This window comes from Calothrix sp. NIES-2098, assembly GCF_963875125.1.
Lineage (GTDB): Bacteria > Cyanobacteriota > Cyanobacteriia > Cyanobacteriales > Nostocaceae > Aulosira.
Genome location: NZ_CAWNKJ010000001.1, coordinates 3386747 through 3402897 on the forward strand (window position 1 = coordinate 3386747; position 16151 = coordinate 3402897).

Consider the following 16151-nt stretch of genomic DNA (forward strand, 5'->3'; position numbering starts at 1 on the left):
CCTCTTGTTCGTGTCAGACTCAATCATCCCCTTATTTCAGCAATGCCAAGCATTTTTACATCAATGTGAGTGAATATTATCCTCTGAACCAAGGCAGTAAGGTGAATGTACCTCTTTCATACATGATGAACAGCCCTAAGCCAATCAAGACAAAAGGTACAATATGATGACCGTAGCGACTTAAAATAGGAGCAATAGCAGGGTGACGGCTTAAGTAATAAGCGATCGCACACCAAACTCCGACCATGACAAAAAATACTATTAAAATTACCCCCAAGCTGGTAAGGTTATGACCAGCAAATAAGGGGATATATATACTAATATTGTCGCCACCATTAGCAATGGTTACAGCTGCTACTTTATAAGTTTGGGGATGCAGAACACTCAACAGAAAAGACAGGATAAAATTACTGGATGATGTCTGATTAAAATCAGTAGATACTGTCTGCACTTCTAAAGTTTCTTGTTGTCGGGATAGTAATTGCTTTAGACCAATTGCAATAGGTAGTATTCCCAGTAATCCAATCCATTCTCGCGGTACTATCAAACCGCCAAAAAATCCTGGTAAGCTAGCAATAATAATCCCTAAAAAACCAAGGTACTGACCAATTATGATATGTCGCCGTCGAAAGTTAGTATCTACTTGGGTAAAAAATAACAGTAAGATAAGTATGTCATCAATATTTGTAGCGACAAAGGCAATTATTCCTTCACTGAAAGCTGCCCCAAGCTGAGTCATAGTGGATGGTGAGAACGTACAATTTACCACCATACCAAATTAAGAAATTCAAATTTCAAAATTGTCACTAAGTCTCGTTATCTTCCTCATCTCCCTTTTAATGCTGATTTTTTTCCTGCTGTTCTACATTTATCTCTGTGATAGATATTGTGGAACAACACAGGACTATAGGAATGTTGCTCAAAGTTTCTCTGGAGTCTCCGTTATTTATTTTATTAATAATAATTAGTTTTTTGTTGGTAACTTTAACTACTTGGTTATCACAACGTCCTCTGGAGTTAAAACCCTTTGGGCTAGATGATATTATGCAGTTACTTACATTACCATTTTTTATTTCACTTTTATTAGAGCGTTCTTTAGAGGTTTTAATCACTACTTGGCGAGGCCCTACCACAGAACAGTTAGAAATTAGTATTCAACAACAAAGTGCTTTAATTGCTGAAAAACGAAAATTTATTGCAGAGCAACAACAAAATCAAACTCCTTATGTAGAACCAGACCCTATCAAAGTTAATCCATCAGGTGGAACTACATTAGAACAGCAACTCATCCAAAATCCTAGCCAAAATCCTACAGATTTATTGCAGCAATTACAACCATATATTGATGATTTAAATACTAGAGTTAAGAATTTGAATGAAATAGAGCGACAGCGATTAGCTTATAAAGCTGATACGAGAATAATCGCTTTATGGACATCGCTTTTATGTGGTTTATTAATTAGTGCTATAGGTATTCGCTCGATTGAGCCACTAATCGTAATTAAGGACATTAATCCTATTCAATTAATTATTTTTCGCTGTTTAGATGCATTTTTGACAGGTGGTTTAATTGCTGGAGGAAGCGAGGGAATACATAAGTTCACTCAGGTATTTACTGACTTTTTAGAAGCAACTTCCAGGCAAGCTAAAGATAGGAGATTCTTTTGATAAAGTGATGAATAAACTTTTCCAAGACTTGATATATCCACGGCTAATCAGACTGATCATCAATCTTAAACTCGAAATATTTTGTTTTATTTATGAAGCTGAAAGTAATTAATAACCCTCAAACTTACAACATTCGCTAGTTTACATTCATACTAGCTTCCAAAACGCTATTTATAAGTTGACCACGAACATTACGTCCTTTTCGGCTAGCAGTACCTTGATGTGTATAATAATAATATTGAGCGAACATATTTAGAGATACATCTTCTTTTTTATTTTTATATAGTTGTTCTTCTAAAGACTTTAAATCATGAGTTAAAGTTTCTTCTTTAGGTAAATAACCATACTTGTTTTTAATTTTTATTAATTCAACTATTAAAGTAAATAAGCTAGACTTCTTTATCCACAAACTATCTGGGGGAAGATCGCACCCAAGAATTAATTGAGATACTTCATTAAAATTATGCAACATTAAATCTTTATTTGGATATTCATTATTATACTTTTCTACATAAGTCTTTACTTCTTTATCACTTGTAAAATAACCTCCTTCTTCTATTGTTGACATGATGAGCAATACATATTCCAAGTCTTTCATGCGAGAAAATTCACCTTCGCTAAATATCTCTAAACTTGTAAAAAGAGCATTATTTTCTAGAATATCTTTAGCATTTGTAATAAACTCGCCTTCATATAATGAGTTGCTAATTTCTATTGCATTTAGTGCATATTGTACAGAGTTTATTCTTTTAAAAACTTCACGAATTTCACTTTCAGGTATTCTTCCTAAATCTCTGACGACAACGGTATAATCAAAGAAATCAGTTTTTTCCTGTGTAGATAAATTTTCATATCTACTTATATTCTTAATAGTAAATTCTGGTGATGCAGTAACATATTGGTATATCGTACTTAATCTTTGTTGTCCATCAACTACAAGTGTTTTTGATGTTTGAGTATCAAGATCAATTTCACCATCAGCCAAATATATCTCAGGAAACGGCAATTTTAATAAGATTGTTTCTACAAATTTCTCTTTATGTGCGTCATTCCAGACAAGCTTTCTTTGAAAAGATGGAGCAAGTATTAAGCTTCCACTTTTCATCATATTGAATAAATCTAAAATTTTTTTATTAGTGGCTATCCCATTTTTACTCATTTTAAATATTCTCCTGTCTAAGTTTTTTTATGTTTTGCATATGATATTTCTCAAATAACTCAGAATTATAATAAATAGCTCCAGCTATTTTTTGGGGTGTATATTTATAAGAAATTGATTTAAAATATTCAAACCACTCATTTGTCCGTGAATATTTAAAAGGAAATAAATCTGGTCTTAGCCAACCTTTAAAAAAATATTTTAAAAATTTTTTATATCGTTGTTCTTCTCTCTCAGTCCTAGATATCAAACCTATATCAAAATCATATAATTCCGACCAAAATTTTTCAAAAATTTCTCTCGATATAATAGCTATATCTATATCTGATTCTTCAGAAAATGAATTCCATAATTTACTTGGAGCTATACTAAAACCTAATTTGGCTGAACCAACCATAAGTACACATTCGGGCCTCTCTTTAAAATGACTTGCAATTTCATGTTTGAGGTCAAAATATTTACCCTCGTCTTCTTTAAAGACATAAGGAGTACCATGTATTATGTACTTTTGAACTATTAATTGCTCTGTCTGTGAACAATCACGCAATGCAGTTTGAAAAATATCAATCTTTTGATTAATATGGCTTTGGTCAATTACGAATGTCTGCCACATATAATATTTAATTGAATTAACATAATTTTAGCGTTCGACTATTTTAAGCAAAATAAATATATATGAGACTATAGTATAAACTGTATACTTTCAATGAGTATATATACTGAGAAATATTTGTAGTTTAATATTTTTGCTTTATTAATAACCTTGACAAGAATAGCGATGCCCACTCTAATATAAGTGTCTACTCATTACAAAATCTCTCTACGTAAGTAAGAATATTTTGTTAATTTGGAGCCATCTGATTTTGGATTTTCCATTTTAGATTGTGAAAGATTTATTGACTAGGCTTTTGGAATCTCTATCCCTCGCAACCTTTTTCCAATTGATAAGTACTTTTTTAAGTAATTAAACTACACAATATCATTAAAACTATAGTGAAGCAAAGCAATTCCAGCCCACGATTGCTTCGCTTGCAATGAATGTAAATATTTTTGGTTAGCTACTTATAAGGTTTTGAGGGCTAGGTTTCTAACTACAAACTTGATTTTATCTTTATCCCACCGTCTGTTTTTGTTCTTGATAACGCTGCTTAAACTGCTGTTGCTGTTTTTTATGATCGACAATGGGATCGGGATAGCCAACAGCGCGACGTTCCAAAGGAGTGATTTTACCAGTTACTAAATATTCAGTATCTATAGACCGCAATTCTGGCAACCATTGGCGAATATATTCGGCATCTGGATCGAATTTTTGTGATTGGCTGGCTGGGTTAAAAATCCGCACTGGTTTAGGGTCCATGCCACTGGAAGCACTCCATTGCCAACCGCCATTATTGGCAGATAGATCGCCATCAATCAATCTCTGCATAAAGTATTTTTCTCCTCTTTGCGGACTAATTAATAAGTCTTTGGTGAGGAAACTAGCAACAATCATACGGCAACGGTTATGCATCCAACCGCTTTCATTCATTTGGCGCATGGCGGCATCGACAATGGGATAGCCTGTTCTACCTTCACACCATGCTTGAAAATGTTCTTCGTTGTTTTCCCAAGGAAAGGTTTTAAAAGCATCGCGGTAAGCACCTTCAGCTAATTCTGGGAAGTGATACATGGCGTGTTGATAAAATTCTCGCCAAGCTAGTTCCTGTTGCCATGTGCGGATACTGGCTGCGGTTTCTTCGCTGCGGCTATTTTCTAGTGCTTCTAGGGTGGCTTGCCAAACGGTGCGAATGCCAATTACGCCAAATTTTAAAGCTGCACTCAGTTGAGATGTACCATCAACTGCGGGAAAGTTTCGTTGTTCTTGGTATTCATTGATGGCATTGGCGGTAAATCCTTCTAGCCGTTCTTGGGCTGCGGCTTCTCCTGGGAGAAGAATTAAGTCACCATCCCAAATAAATCCTAAATCTTTGGCTGTTGGTAATACGATCGCTCCTGTTTGTTTGGCAATTTCTTGTTCGTTAGGTGTTAAACCTTCAACATCGTGCAGAGTTTCTATTGGTTTAGCTTTGGTTCTGCTACTCCAATTTTTCCAGAATGGGGTGTAAACAGTGTAAGGGCCATTACCACCTGTACGAATTTCTTCTGGTGCGTGCAGGATTTGATCCCAGTTTTGCTGTAGAAATGCAATGCCTTTTTCTTGGAGAGCATCAATTATAGTGCGATCGCGTTCTTGAGAATAAGGTTCTACATCCCAATTCCAAAAAACAGCTTTAGCATTCAAAGCCGCTGCTAATGCAGGAATTGCTTGTACGGGATTGGCATGAAGGATTAACAGTTGGCTACCAGCTTGCGCATATCGCTGTTGTAGTGCTTGCAAACAGCCAATCATGTAAGTTACTCTAACTGGAGCGATATCATCCTGTTCCAGAATATTGGGATCGAGACAAAATACTCCCACTACTTTACGGCTTTGTTTGCGTGCCGCAGCCAGTCCTGTATTATCAGCAATACGTAAATCGCGGCGATGCCAAAATAAAATTAAGTCAGACATTCCATACTCATAATAGTTCGTCCGTACTAGTTTAGAGTCTTATGTACCCATAAGCATCACTCTAGCGATAAATTTCTTTGCAAACTAGATTTGTCAGCAAATTTAGACAAACAACTCCGGTTTGCCTATCGGCATTATGGCTAATTAATTAAAAATTAAGTATACTTTTCTTAATGGTTAGTTAGTGTTTCTGTTATGGCTACTCTATTGCTTGACGACGGTACGATTGAGAGTGATTTAGGCGAGATAGTCCGTGAATTGGCTCCTCTGGGCATCCACCTGAAACACTACGATCCAGGTACATCGCTGCTGTTTCCCCACTTAGTCGAGCAAGACGTTGTCACAGAATCTGAGAAGCACTATATTTTAGAACTCCACAACGGTGTATTTGAATTTATCCAGCAAGAAACAGGCTATCTCTGGTGTGACTTGCTGAATGTGCATCCTGGTTCTCCCCATCTCCAGACGCTAATTGCAACTTACAACCGTTATCACACTCATACTGCTGCTGAACCTATCTACGTTTTGGCAGGAGAGATGATTTATGGCTTTGTCAAACCCGATGGTAGTCAGATACAGCTTTTAGTTCAGGCTCAAGATTATCTCGTTATTCCCGCGGGAGTTGAACATTGGTGTAGTCCTACTGCTGCTTTAAATTTCAAAGGAGTGCGCTATTACATCACCGCAGAAGGTTGGCTGCCCAATTATACAGGAACTCAGTTAAGCGATTCTGTCAACAAGCCGCGCTAATTAAAAGACGCACCGAATCATCAGCGATCGCGCAGACATAATATTCAGTAGGTTCGATGTTATCTTCTAGAAAAGAAAAACACCAGTAAACCCTAGCCGACTTTGGTTAGGGTTTTTTCTTCTGTTGGGTGCAGATCCGATCGCCACCAAAATACTTTACTGTGCCTCTCGTTTGCAAATTGCGCAATAGCAATATTGTCAAGATAGATAAACCGTAATATTATGTGTGGATAACCGAACAACTTTATGTAAAGAAATTCAGCTAAATTAAAACCAACAAGAAAAATAACTCTATGCTAGCGGCTTAATTCTGAAAAGGATATGGGCAGGGTAAATATATCAGCACAAACAACAAGCAAGTGGTAAGGAAGAAAAGATGTCAGCAAAATTGTTGTTAGTAGATGACGAACCTGGAGTGCGGGAAGCGGTTAAAGATTATTTGCAAGAAAGTAGTTTTACGGTTCAAGTAGCGAGTAACGCTAATGATGCATGGCAATTATTGCAAAAAAGTGTGCCAGACTTGGTAATTTCCGATATTATGATGCCGCAGGTAAGTGGTATGGAATTTCTCAAGCAATTACGGGAAGACCCCCGTTTTGAGTCATTACCAGTAGTGTTTCTGACTGCTAGAGGAATGAGTTGCGATCGCATCCTTGGTTACAAAGCTGGCTGTGATGCCTATTTACCAAAACCCTTTAACCCTGATGAGTTGGTAGCTATTGTCGAAAATCTGCTAGAACGACGAGCTAGTAACAATAAAATAGGCAATGGCACTACCAATCTTACCCGTGAAATTGAAAAACTCAAAGAAATCTTAGACAAGACTTGCGTGTTCCCTAAATCGCCTTGGCCAATTAAGCCTAGGCCAATTCAGATTAATTTGTCTCCACGCGAACAAAGTATTTTAGACCTAGTAGCAGAAGGTTTAATGAATAAAGAAATTGCCCGTCGTCTAGACACTAGCGTTCGCAATGTTGAGAAGTACGTTAGTAGATTGTTTGCTAAGACTGGTACAAATGGGCGCACCGAGTTAGTGCGCTATGCTCTCGAACATGGCTTAACTAAGTAATTCTAAGTCCTGCACCATAACTAACCTTAAGTAGTTGCTGCACCCAACTGGAGAGCATAAAGATTTGCGTAAACACCTTGTTGGCTAATTAGTTCTGCATGGGTTCCCCGTTCAATAATTTGACCTTGTTGAATGACTAACACCTGATCTGCCTGAGTCACAGTGCTGAGGCGGTGAGCAATCACGAAGCTGGTACGACCTTGCAATAAGCGAGCGATCGCATCTTGTACGAGTGCTTCTGTGCGGGTATCTATACTGCTAGTAGCTTCATCCAGAATTAGAAGCCGGGGGTTAATTAACACCGCACGGGCAATACTAATCAGTTGGCGTTGTCCTTGACTGAGAGGCGCACCTCGTTCGCCTAATTGCGTTGTGTAACCTTGGGGTAATGAAGTAATGAACTCATGCACATTCGCCATCTGTGCAGCAGCTTCGATATCGGCTTGGGTAGCGTGGGGACAGCCAAAGGCTATGTTTTCTGCTACAGTACCGCTAAATAAAATATTGTCTTGTAAAACAATGCCAATCTGACGCCGCAAACTAGCTTGAGTGACACTACGCACATCAATATCATCGATTTTTACCGCACCATCAGAGACATCGTAAAAACGCAATATCAGATTAATGATTGTCGTTTTACCTGAGCCGGTCGGCCCGACTAATGCAACCATCTGTCCGGGAGTAGCTTTTAAATTCACTCCTTTAAGAACCATTTGGTCTGGATTATAGCCAAACTTGACATCCTCAAATCTCACCTCGCCATAAATTGGGGGCATTTCTATGGCATCAGGTGCATCGTTGAGTTGCGATGGTTCGTCCAACAGCAGAAAAATTCGTTCCAATCCAGCAAAAGCAGACTGGGCTTGCGTATAAAACTGGCTGAGAATTTGAATTGGGCGGAAAAATTGCTGCACATAAAGTAGAAATGATGTGACTACACCGACTGTCGCGCCTCCTGTAACAGCGAGATATCCACCATAAGCCAGTACACCTGCGGTTGCTAGAGTGTTGAGAAAATCAATTGACGGCAAAAATGCCGCCGTAATTGCTACCGCTTGCACGTTAGCATCGCGATTCGCCGCGTTGAGAGTGGCGAATTCTTGAATGTTCAGCTGGACGCGATTAAATGCTTGTGCTTCTCGTACACTGCCAAGATCTTCTTCCAACTTGGTAGAAAGTTCGCCAATTGTCTGTCGTGTGACGCGAAATCTCGCTCTCGCCCAACGTGCAAACAAGCTTGTGGTCAAAATCATGACTGGGACAACTAGGTTACTCAACAAGCCGAGTTGTAAGTTGATCGCAAGCATGGCAATGACAATGCCAACCAAACTGAAAGTGTTGCCCAGCATTTGAGCCACAGTCTGACCAAAAGCTTGATTTACGGTATTGACATCATTGAGCAGCCGACTCATTAAATCCCCGGCTTCGCTGCGATCGAAAAAGCTGAGTGGCAAACTCTGAATTTTGGTGAAAATATCTTGCCGTAGCTGTCCCAGCAAGCGCTGCATAATCCAGCCGATGCGAACAATTTGACCGCGAGTTGCCGAGATACCAAGCACGTAAATTATTCCCAGTAGCCCTAATAGCAGCATTAAACCTGGTAAATTGCCTTTGGCAATGAAGCGATCTATCGACCAACCAAGTAAAAAAGGCCCGATCGCCTGGCTAGATGCACCAATTAATACTAATGTCAAGGCAACGGGGATTTCTTTGCGGTAGGGTCGCAAGTATTGCAAAAAGCGCCGCAAAGTGGAGAGTTGTTGAGTTGCTTGTTGCTCAGGTGCAACAACTGGGCCGAAACCTCTCATTTATTCTCCTTTGCTTTTACTTGAGATTCTAAAATCGCGCCGTAGAGTGGGCTAGTTTGCATTAATTCTTCATGGGTGCCTTGGGCAACCAATTGTCCTTTATCGACCAACAAAATGCGATCGGCATTCTTGATCGTACTAATGCGTTGGGCAACAACAAAAGTTACACAAGCTTTTTTGCGCATTAAGTTATCCAATTCAGCTTGAATTTGCGCCGCAGTTTTGGCATCCACTGCCGAAGTACTGTCATCTAAAATCAGAATACTGTAATCGGTGAGTAAGGTGCGGGCGATCGCTATTCTTTGCTTTTGTCCTCCAGATAAACCGATACCGCGTTCGCCGACTATTGTCTCGTAACTATCGGGTAGGCTGGCAATAAAATCATGGATTTGAGCAGTTTTTGCCGCCTCAAGTACCTGTTCTAGAGTTGCATCAGGTTTGGCGTAGGCGATATTCTCGCGAATAGTGCCAGAAAATAAGGTAGTTTCTTGGAAGACAATGCCGATGTGCGCCCTCAGACTTTTGAGGGTAAAATCTCGCACATCCCTGCCATCAATGCGAATTGCGCCATTGGTGACATCATAAAAGCGGGGAATCAAGTTCATAATTGTGCTTTTACCGGAGCCTGTCATGCCTAACACGGCGATTAATTCGTTAGGCTTGGTTTCAAAAGACACATTCTTTAGAGCTTCTGTGGTGGCTCCCGGATAACGAAACGAGACATTTTCAAAAGTGACTCTCCCGCCGCAGGTATTAAACTCCACAGCATCGGGGCGATCGCGAATTTCCACCGTCGCATCCACCACTTCATAGACTCGTTCCGCCGAAGCCGCAGCCTGCGCGATCGCAGGTGCAGCAAATCCAATCAACAAAATAGGTTGCAGTATTAACGCCAGGTAAGAGTTAAACGCTACCAATTCCCCAACAGAGAATCTACCGCCTATTACCTGTGCCCCTCCATAGGCAAAAACTGCCAGAGTCACCAAATTACTCATTAAAAAGATAAAGGGGAAGGTATTGCGGATGGCGCGAATAGTTTTCATATTCGCTATGACGAGGTCATCATTGAGAGTCGTGTAACGCGACCTTTCGGTAGACTCCCGCACGAAAGCTTTGACTACCCTAATCCCGAATAAGTTCTCTTGTAATACTGCATTCAGGTTACTCAGTTGTTCTTGTACCTGGCGAAAGAGTTTGTCGTTGCGGGTAATGAATCGCGCCATTAACCATCCTGAAATTGGCACTACTGTTAGAGTAATTAATGCCAATTGCCAATTCATTATCAGCAGAATTACCGCAATACTCGCCAATGTCACCACTGCACCCACAACCTGAATTAAGCTAGTGCCAATAAAGGTGCGAATTTGCTCAATGTCGCTGGTGACACGGGTTAGTAGTTGAGAGGTTTGTGCTTGGTCGTGATAGCTAAAACTAAGGTTTTGAATTTTGCTAAAAATCTTGTTGCGTAAATCGTAAGCAACGCCTTGAGAAGCCGCTTCTGCCAAATAACTTTGTCCAAAGTTAAACAAACCGCGAGCGATCGCCGCGATTACCATCCATCCTGCACTGTAAAGTACAATCTCTAAGTTGCGCTGGGCAATACCTTCATCGATTCCCCAGCGAAATAATTGCGGGGTGACAGCATTCGCAACTGTCAAAAGTAAGAGACTTAACAAAGCTCCTAAGGAAATCCATCGATAATTGCTCAAGCTTCCTAGCACTCGCTGAATTGCTTGCATCGATGAAGAATTTTCGGGGATTTGTAATTGTTTAACCAATGAAATGCACCCTTGCGTCTTTCACAAATTATCTCGCACCTGAGAACTTGTGTAACTCAAGTAATTTTGAAAGTGAAGTTTGGAGTTCGGAAGGCGAAGTTTCAAGTTTTTTACTCGAAGCTTGGTGTTTGGAAGGGGAAGTTCCGAGCTTTTAACTCGAAGTTTGGAGTTCGGAAGGCGAAGTTCCAAGTTTTTTACTCGAAGCTTGGTGTTCGGAAGGCGAAGTTCCAAGTTTTTTACTCGAAGCTTGGTGTTCGGAAGTCGAAACTCCGAGCTTTTAACTCGAAATTTGGAGTTCGGAAGTCGAAACTCCGAGTTCAGAACAGAAACTTTCCTGCTTTTGACTCGAAACTTCGAGTTCTGAGGTTGAATAGTCGCCTTCCCCGCATCAATTCTGCTATTTTTTCTGACAATTTTTTTGCGAAATAGCACAATAACGGCATGATTTATTCATTAGGCAAACCAATAAACCTGGAAATTGACAGTGAAAACAGTATCCGGTGCTATTCAGAAAGCAGCCAACTTTTTTGCACCTTGGTCGTTAGTGGTGGCAATGACTACAGGGATACTCATCAGTATTCCAGTCGCCAGTATAGCGCAACAGCAACCCAATACATCAACAGCAGAGCAAGTTGCTGGATTAAAGGAAGCTGAACAACTCAATCAACAGGTAGAAAAGTTATACCTTGAAGGTAAATATAGTACTGCCATCCCCTTAGCAGAACGCGCACTGGCTATTCGAGAGCAGCTACTAGGTAAAGAAGATCAATTGGTTGCCGAAAGTTTAAATAATTTGGCTAAACTTCATCGCAAACAGGCCAACTATCAACAAGCTTTACCTTTATTTCAACGTGCACTGGCTATTAGGGAAAAACTACTGGGTAAAGAACATCCCCTAGTTGCCCAGACGCTAAATAATTTAGCACTGTGGTATCAAGCACAGGAAGACAATCAACAAGCTTTACCTTTATTTCAACGGGCACTGGCTATTCGAGAAAAAGCATTAGGTAACTCACATCCTGATGTTGCTGAAACCTTAAACGATCTAGCAGGATTGTACTTTGATCGAGCAAATTATCAACAAGCTTTACCTTTATTTCAACGGGCATTGGCTATTCGAGAAAAAGCACTAGGTAACTCACATCCTGATGTTGCTGAAACCTTAAACGATCTAGCAGGATTATACCGAGAACAGGGAAACTATCAACAGGCTCTACCCCTGTTGCAACGCGCTTTGGCTATTTATGAGAAAACACTGGGTAAAGAACATCCCGATGTCGCTCTTAGCTTAGGTAATTTGGCACGAGTGTACAAAGCACAGGGAAACTATCAGCAGGCTCTGCCTTTGTTGCAACGTTCTCTAGCAATTAGAGAGAAAATGCTGGGCAACGAACATCCATTGGTGGCCATTAGTATAAGTAATTTAGCACAATTGTATCAACAACAGGGAAACTATCAACAGGCTCTACCCCTGTTTCAACGCGCCTTGGCTATCAATGAGAAAGTTTGGGGTAACTCACATCGAGAGGTGGCGACTAACCTGAATAATCTGGCAGTGTTGTACGTGATACAGGGAAAATATCAACAAGCTGAACCTCTGTATCTACGTGCTTTGGCTATCAGTGAAAAGGTACTAGGTAAGGAAAATCCCAGTGTTGCCTCTAGCCTAATTAATTTGGCTGAATTGTATCGAGTTCAGGGAAAACATCAACAAGCAGAACCTTTACTTCAACGCGCTTTGGCTATCAATGAGAAAGTACTAGGTAACTCACATCTAGATGTTGCTTTAGCGCTGAATAATTTAGCACAAGTTTACCAAGAACAAGGAAAGTATCAACAGGCGGAACCTTTATATCTACGCGCTGTTGCCATTATGGAGAAAGTACTGGGTAACAAACATTCCGATGTCGCCACTAGCCTGAATAATTTAGGACTACTCTACCAAGAACAGGGAAAATATCAACAAGCCGAACCTTTGTTGCAACGTTCTCTAGCAATTCGAGAGAAAGTACTGGGTAACTCACATCCTGATGTCGCCAATAGCCTAAATAACTTGGCATATCTGTACCAGCAACAAGGAAAATATCAACAAGCCGAACTTCTGTTTCAGCGCTCTTTAGCTATCTATGAGAAGGTATTTGGTAACTCACATCCTAATGTTGCCTACGCACTAAATAATTTGGCACAACTGTATCAGCAAGAGGGAAAATATCAACAAGCTGAACCTCTGCTCCAGCGCTCTTTGGCGATCGCAGAGAAAGTACTGGGTAAGGAACATCGAAATGTCGCCGCTAGCCTGAATAATTTGGCTGCACTCTACCAGCAAGAAGGAAAATATCAACAGGCTGAGTCTTTGTGGCAACGCGCTTTGGCTATCAATGAAAAGGTACTGGGTAATGAACATCCCGATGTTGCCCTTAGTCTGAATAATTTGGCATATATTTACCAGGCACAGGGAAAATATCAACAGGCGGAATCTCTGTATCTACGCGCACTAGCTATCTATGAGAAAGTACAGGGTAAAGAACATACTGATGTTGCCCGTAGCGTCAATAATTTGGCTGGACTATACCAGCAAGAGGGAAAATATCAACAAGCCGAACTTCTGTTTCAGCGCTCTTTAGCAATTTATGAAAAATTACTGGGAAGCGTTCATCCCGATGTTGCCCGTAGCATAAATAATTTGGCATTACTTTATCAATTACAGGGAAAATATCAACAGGCAGAACCTTTATATCTACGAGCTTTAGCTATCAATGAGAAGACACTCGGTAAGGAACATCGAGAAGTTGCCATGAACCTGAATAATTTGGCACAACTGTATCAAGCACAAGGAAAATATCAACAGGCGGAACCTCTGTTGCAACGTGCTTTGGCTATCAATGAAAAGTTACTGGGTAGCGTTCATCCCGATGTCGCTCTTAGCCTAGGTAATTTGGCATACCTGTATCAGGAACAGGGAAACTATCAACAGGCGGAAACTTTGTTGCAACGATCGCTAGCAATCAATGAGAAAGTACTGGGGAATTTTCATCCTGATGTCGCCATGAGCCTAAATAATTTAGCTGCACTATACCAAGCTCAGGATAACTATCAAAAGGCTCTACCTCTGTTGCAACGCGCTTTGGCTATCTTTGAAAAGGTACTCGGGAAGGAGCATCCCAATGTCGCCACTAACCTGAATAATTTGGCACAACTGTACAAGACACAGGGAAAATATCAACAAGCCGAACCTCTGTTTCAACGCGCTTTGGCTATCAATGAGAAAACATTAGGTAAGGAACATCCCAATGTCGCCCTCAGCCTGAATAATTTGGCTGGACTCTACCAAGAACAGGGAAAATATCAGCAAGCTGAACCTTTGTTGCAACGCGCACTAGCTATCAATAAGAAAGTACTGGGGAATATGCATCCTTATGTCGCCATGAACCTAGGTAACTTGGCTACACTATACCAAGCTCAGGGCGATCTTACTCGTGCTATTGAATTTTCAAGGCGCAAGCTGGAAATTGAAGAACACAATTTGAATCTGATTTTTGCTGTTGGCTCAGAACAAAGAAAACAAAACTACGTCAGAACTTTTAAAGGCTCAACAGATATTACTGTTTCCCTATCGCTGCAAGAAGCTCGCAATAATTCAGCAGCCGCTTCCTTAGCATTAACTACTGTCCTGCGTCGCAAAGGATTGGTGTTAGATGCAATGGCTGATAGTATCCAAATACTACGTAGTAAACTTGACAGCAATCCCCAAACGCAAAATTTATTTGCTCAATGGTTACAAGTACAACAACAACTCTCAGCATTGGTATTTTCTCCACCAGCAAAACAAACTGCTAACTCCAAAACACAATTAGAGCAACTCGAAGCGGAGAAAGATAAATTGGAAGCGGAGATTAGTACTAAAAGTGCGGAATTCCGCATCCAAACCCAACCAGTAGAATTATCAGCAATTCAAGCCAAAATACCTACTGATGCAGCTTTAGTAGAAATTGCCCAGTATCAACCATTTAATGCCAAAGCCCAGACAGACGAGCAAAAATGGGGTGAACCGCATTATGCGGCAGCTGTGTTACGCTCTGTTGGTGAACCCAAGTGGGTTGATTTGGGAGCCGCCGCCGCTATTGATAAATTAGCTGTGAAATTCCGCGCATCTTTATTACCAGGAACACCATTTAAAAAGCTTGCTCACAGTTTAGAGCAACAAATTATTGAACCAATTCGCCCTTTGTTAGGAAATGCACAGCATATCTTGATTTCTCCCGATGGACAGTTAACACTAATTCCCTTTGAAGCCCTGATTGATGGGCAAAATCAATTCCTGATTCAGCATTATGCTTTTTCTTATCTCACCAGTGGCAGAGATTTGTTGCACTTTCAGCCAAGTGTCAATCAAGCTTCGACTCCGGTAGTGTTTGCAGATATCGACTATAACAACTCTGTACAAGCTGTCGCCGCAGTTAAAGCAACCACTGTCAGGGGCGAGCAGAATTTGCGTTCCGCCGACTTAGCAAATTTAGAATTTAGCCCGTTAACCGCGACTCTAGATGAAGCCACAGCAATTAAAGCTGTCATTCCTGATGCGAAAGTGCTGCTAGGTAAAGATGCAACCGAAACAGCCGTCAAACAACTTCACAGTCCGAGTATTTTGCATTTGGCTACTCACGGTTTTTTCATCAGTGATGTTGAACAAAATTTGAATCCTTCGCTAGCTCAGGATTTGCAACAACTTCCACAAAAGGTTTTACAGGTAGAAAACCCCTTACTGCGTTCGGGAGTAGCCTTAGCTGGTGCTAACAAACGCAACCAAGTCCCAGCAAATAGCGATGATGGTGTTTTGACAGCGCTGGAAGTAGCCGGATTAGATTTGCACTCAACTGATTTAGTCGTGCTGTCGGCTTGTGAAACTGGCACGGGAGATGTGAAAGTCGGTGAAGGTGTTTATGGTTTGCGCCGTGCTTTGGTAATTGCTGGTTCTCAAACTCAGATTTTAAGTTTGTGGCAGGTGGATGATGCGGCGACTAAGGAATTAATGGTGAAGTATTACCAGAACTTGAAAGCGGGTCAAGGCAGACATGAAGCATTACGTTCTGCACAGCTTGAATTGCTGAAGAACCCCAATTATCAGCGTCCAATGTTCTGGGCGGCGTTTGTTGCTTCTGGTAACTGGACACCGTTGAATAATAAGTAGTTAATTACAGTCTCAATCTCGGTTTTAGAAGCTGACGCTTTGAGTTATGAGGCTGGATAATTGCGTAGGCGTAGCCAGTCAGAGACATCGCAGATTCTTTCTTGCTGACTTTTTTTACAGATACTTGGCGAATATTACTGAGTAAAGCCATGATTGTGCAATAACTCAATCTACTAATCT

Annotated in this window: 10 protein-coding genes; 4 read left to right on the plus strand and 6 right to left on the minus strand. The window is 40.7% G+C overall.

All coding sequences use genetic code 11. The features are described 5' to 3' along the window. Positions 1 to 76 precede the first annotated feature (76 nt). Complete coding sequence (locus AACU33_RS14185; RefSeq protein WP_096589306.1) at positions 77 to 739, minus strand: cadmium resistance transporter; 663 nt, start codon at positions 737 to 739, stop codon at positions 77 to 79. Between the two features lie 173 nt (positions 740 to 912). Here AACU33_RS14185 and AACU33_RS14190 point away from each other — a divergent pair, with 173 nt between their 5' ends. After that, positions 913 to 1668, plus strand: coding sequence for a hypothetical protein (locus tag AACU33_RS14190; RefSeq protein WP_096589307.1), 756 nt, complete (start codon positions 913 to 915; stop codon positions 1666 to 1668). 136 nt (positions 1669 to 1804) lie between these two features. On the opposite strand, the gene AACU33_RS14195 is transcribed toward AACU33_RS14190, so the two are convergent. From AACU33_RS14195 to AACU33_RS14205, 3 genes are all read right to left on the minus strand, one after another. Further along, the gene (locus AACU33_RS14195; RefSeq protein WP_096589308.1) at positions 1805 to 2827 is read right to left on the minus strand and encodes a DUF262 domain-containing protein; all 1023 of its coding nucleotides are present in this window, start codon (positions 2825 to 2827) and stop codon (positions 1805 to 1807) included. Position 2828: 1 nt separating this feature from the next. Then, the gene (locus AACU33_RS14200) at positions 2829 to 3440 is read right to left on the minus strand and encodes a hypothetical protein (RefSeq protein ID WP_096589309.1); all 612 of its coding nucleotides are present in this window, start codon (positions 3438 to 3440) and stop codon (positions 2829 to 2831) included. A 498-nt stretch (positions 3441 to 3938) separates the two neighbouring features. Then, the gene (locus AACU33_RS14205; protein ID WP_096589310.1) at positions 3939 to 5378 is read right to left on the minus strand and encodes a deoxyribodipyrimidine photo-lyase, 8-HDF type; all 1440 of its coding nucleotides are present in this window, start codon (positions 5376 to 5378) and stop codon (positions 3939 to 3941) included. A 195-nt stretch (positions 5379 to 5573) separates the two neighbouring features. Here AACU33_RS14205 and AACU33_RS14210 point away from each other — a divergent pair, with 195 nt between their 5' ends. Then, positions 5574 to 6128 (plus strand): 1,2-dihydroxy-3-keto-5-methylthiopentene dioxygenase, encoded by a 555-nt coding sequence (locus tag AACU33_RS14210; RefSeq protein WP_096589311.1) that lies wholly within the window; start codon positions 5574 to 5576, stop codon positions 6126 to 6128. Positions 6129 to 6504: 376 nt separating this feature from the next. Further along, a complete protein-coding gene (locus AACU33_RS14215; protein WP_096589312.1) occupies positions 6505 to 7197 on the plus strand; it encodes a response regulator transcription factor in 693 nt (230 codons plus the stop codon). A 26-nt stretch (positions 7198 to 7223) separates the two neighbouring features. Here the strand turns inward: AACU33_RS14215 and AACU33_RS14220 are convergent, their stop codons facing one another. Together AACU33_RS14220 and AACU33_RS14225 are read right to left on the minus strand one after the other, a co-directional pair. After that, positions 7224 to 9005, minus strand: coding sequence for an ABC transporter ATP-binding protein (locus tag AACU33_RS14220; RefSeq protein ID WP_096589313.1), 1782 nt, complete (start codon positions 9003 to 9005; stop codon positions 7224 to 7226). Next, complete coding sequence (locus AACU33_RS14225; protein WP_445291788.1) at positions 9002 to 10744, minus strand: ABC transporter ATP-binding protein; 1743 nt, start codon at positions 10742 to 10744, stop codon at positions 9002 to 9004. The genes AACU33_RS14220 and AACU33_RS14225 overlap by 4 nt, the downstream gene beginning before the upstream one ends. Before the next feature lie 523 nt (positions 10745 to 11267). On the opposite strand from AACU33_RS14225, the gene AACU33_RS14230 reads away from it, so the two are divergent. Further along, on the plus strand, positions 11268 to 15971 hold the full coding sequence (locus AACU33_RS14230; RefSeq protein ID WP_096589316.1) for a CHAT domain-containing tetratricopeptide repeat protein: 4704 nt from the start codon (positions 11268 to 11270) through the stop codon (positions 15969 to 15971). Positions 15972 to 16151 lie beyond the last annotated feature (180 nt).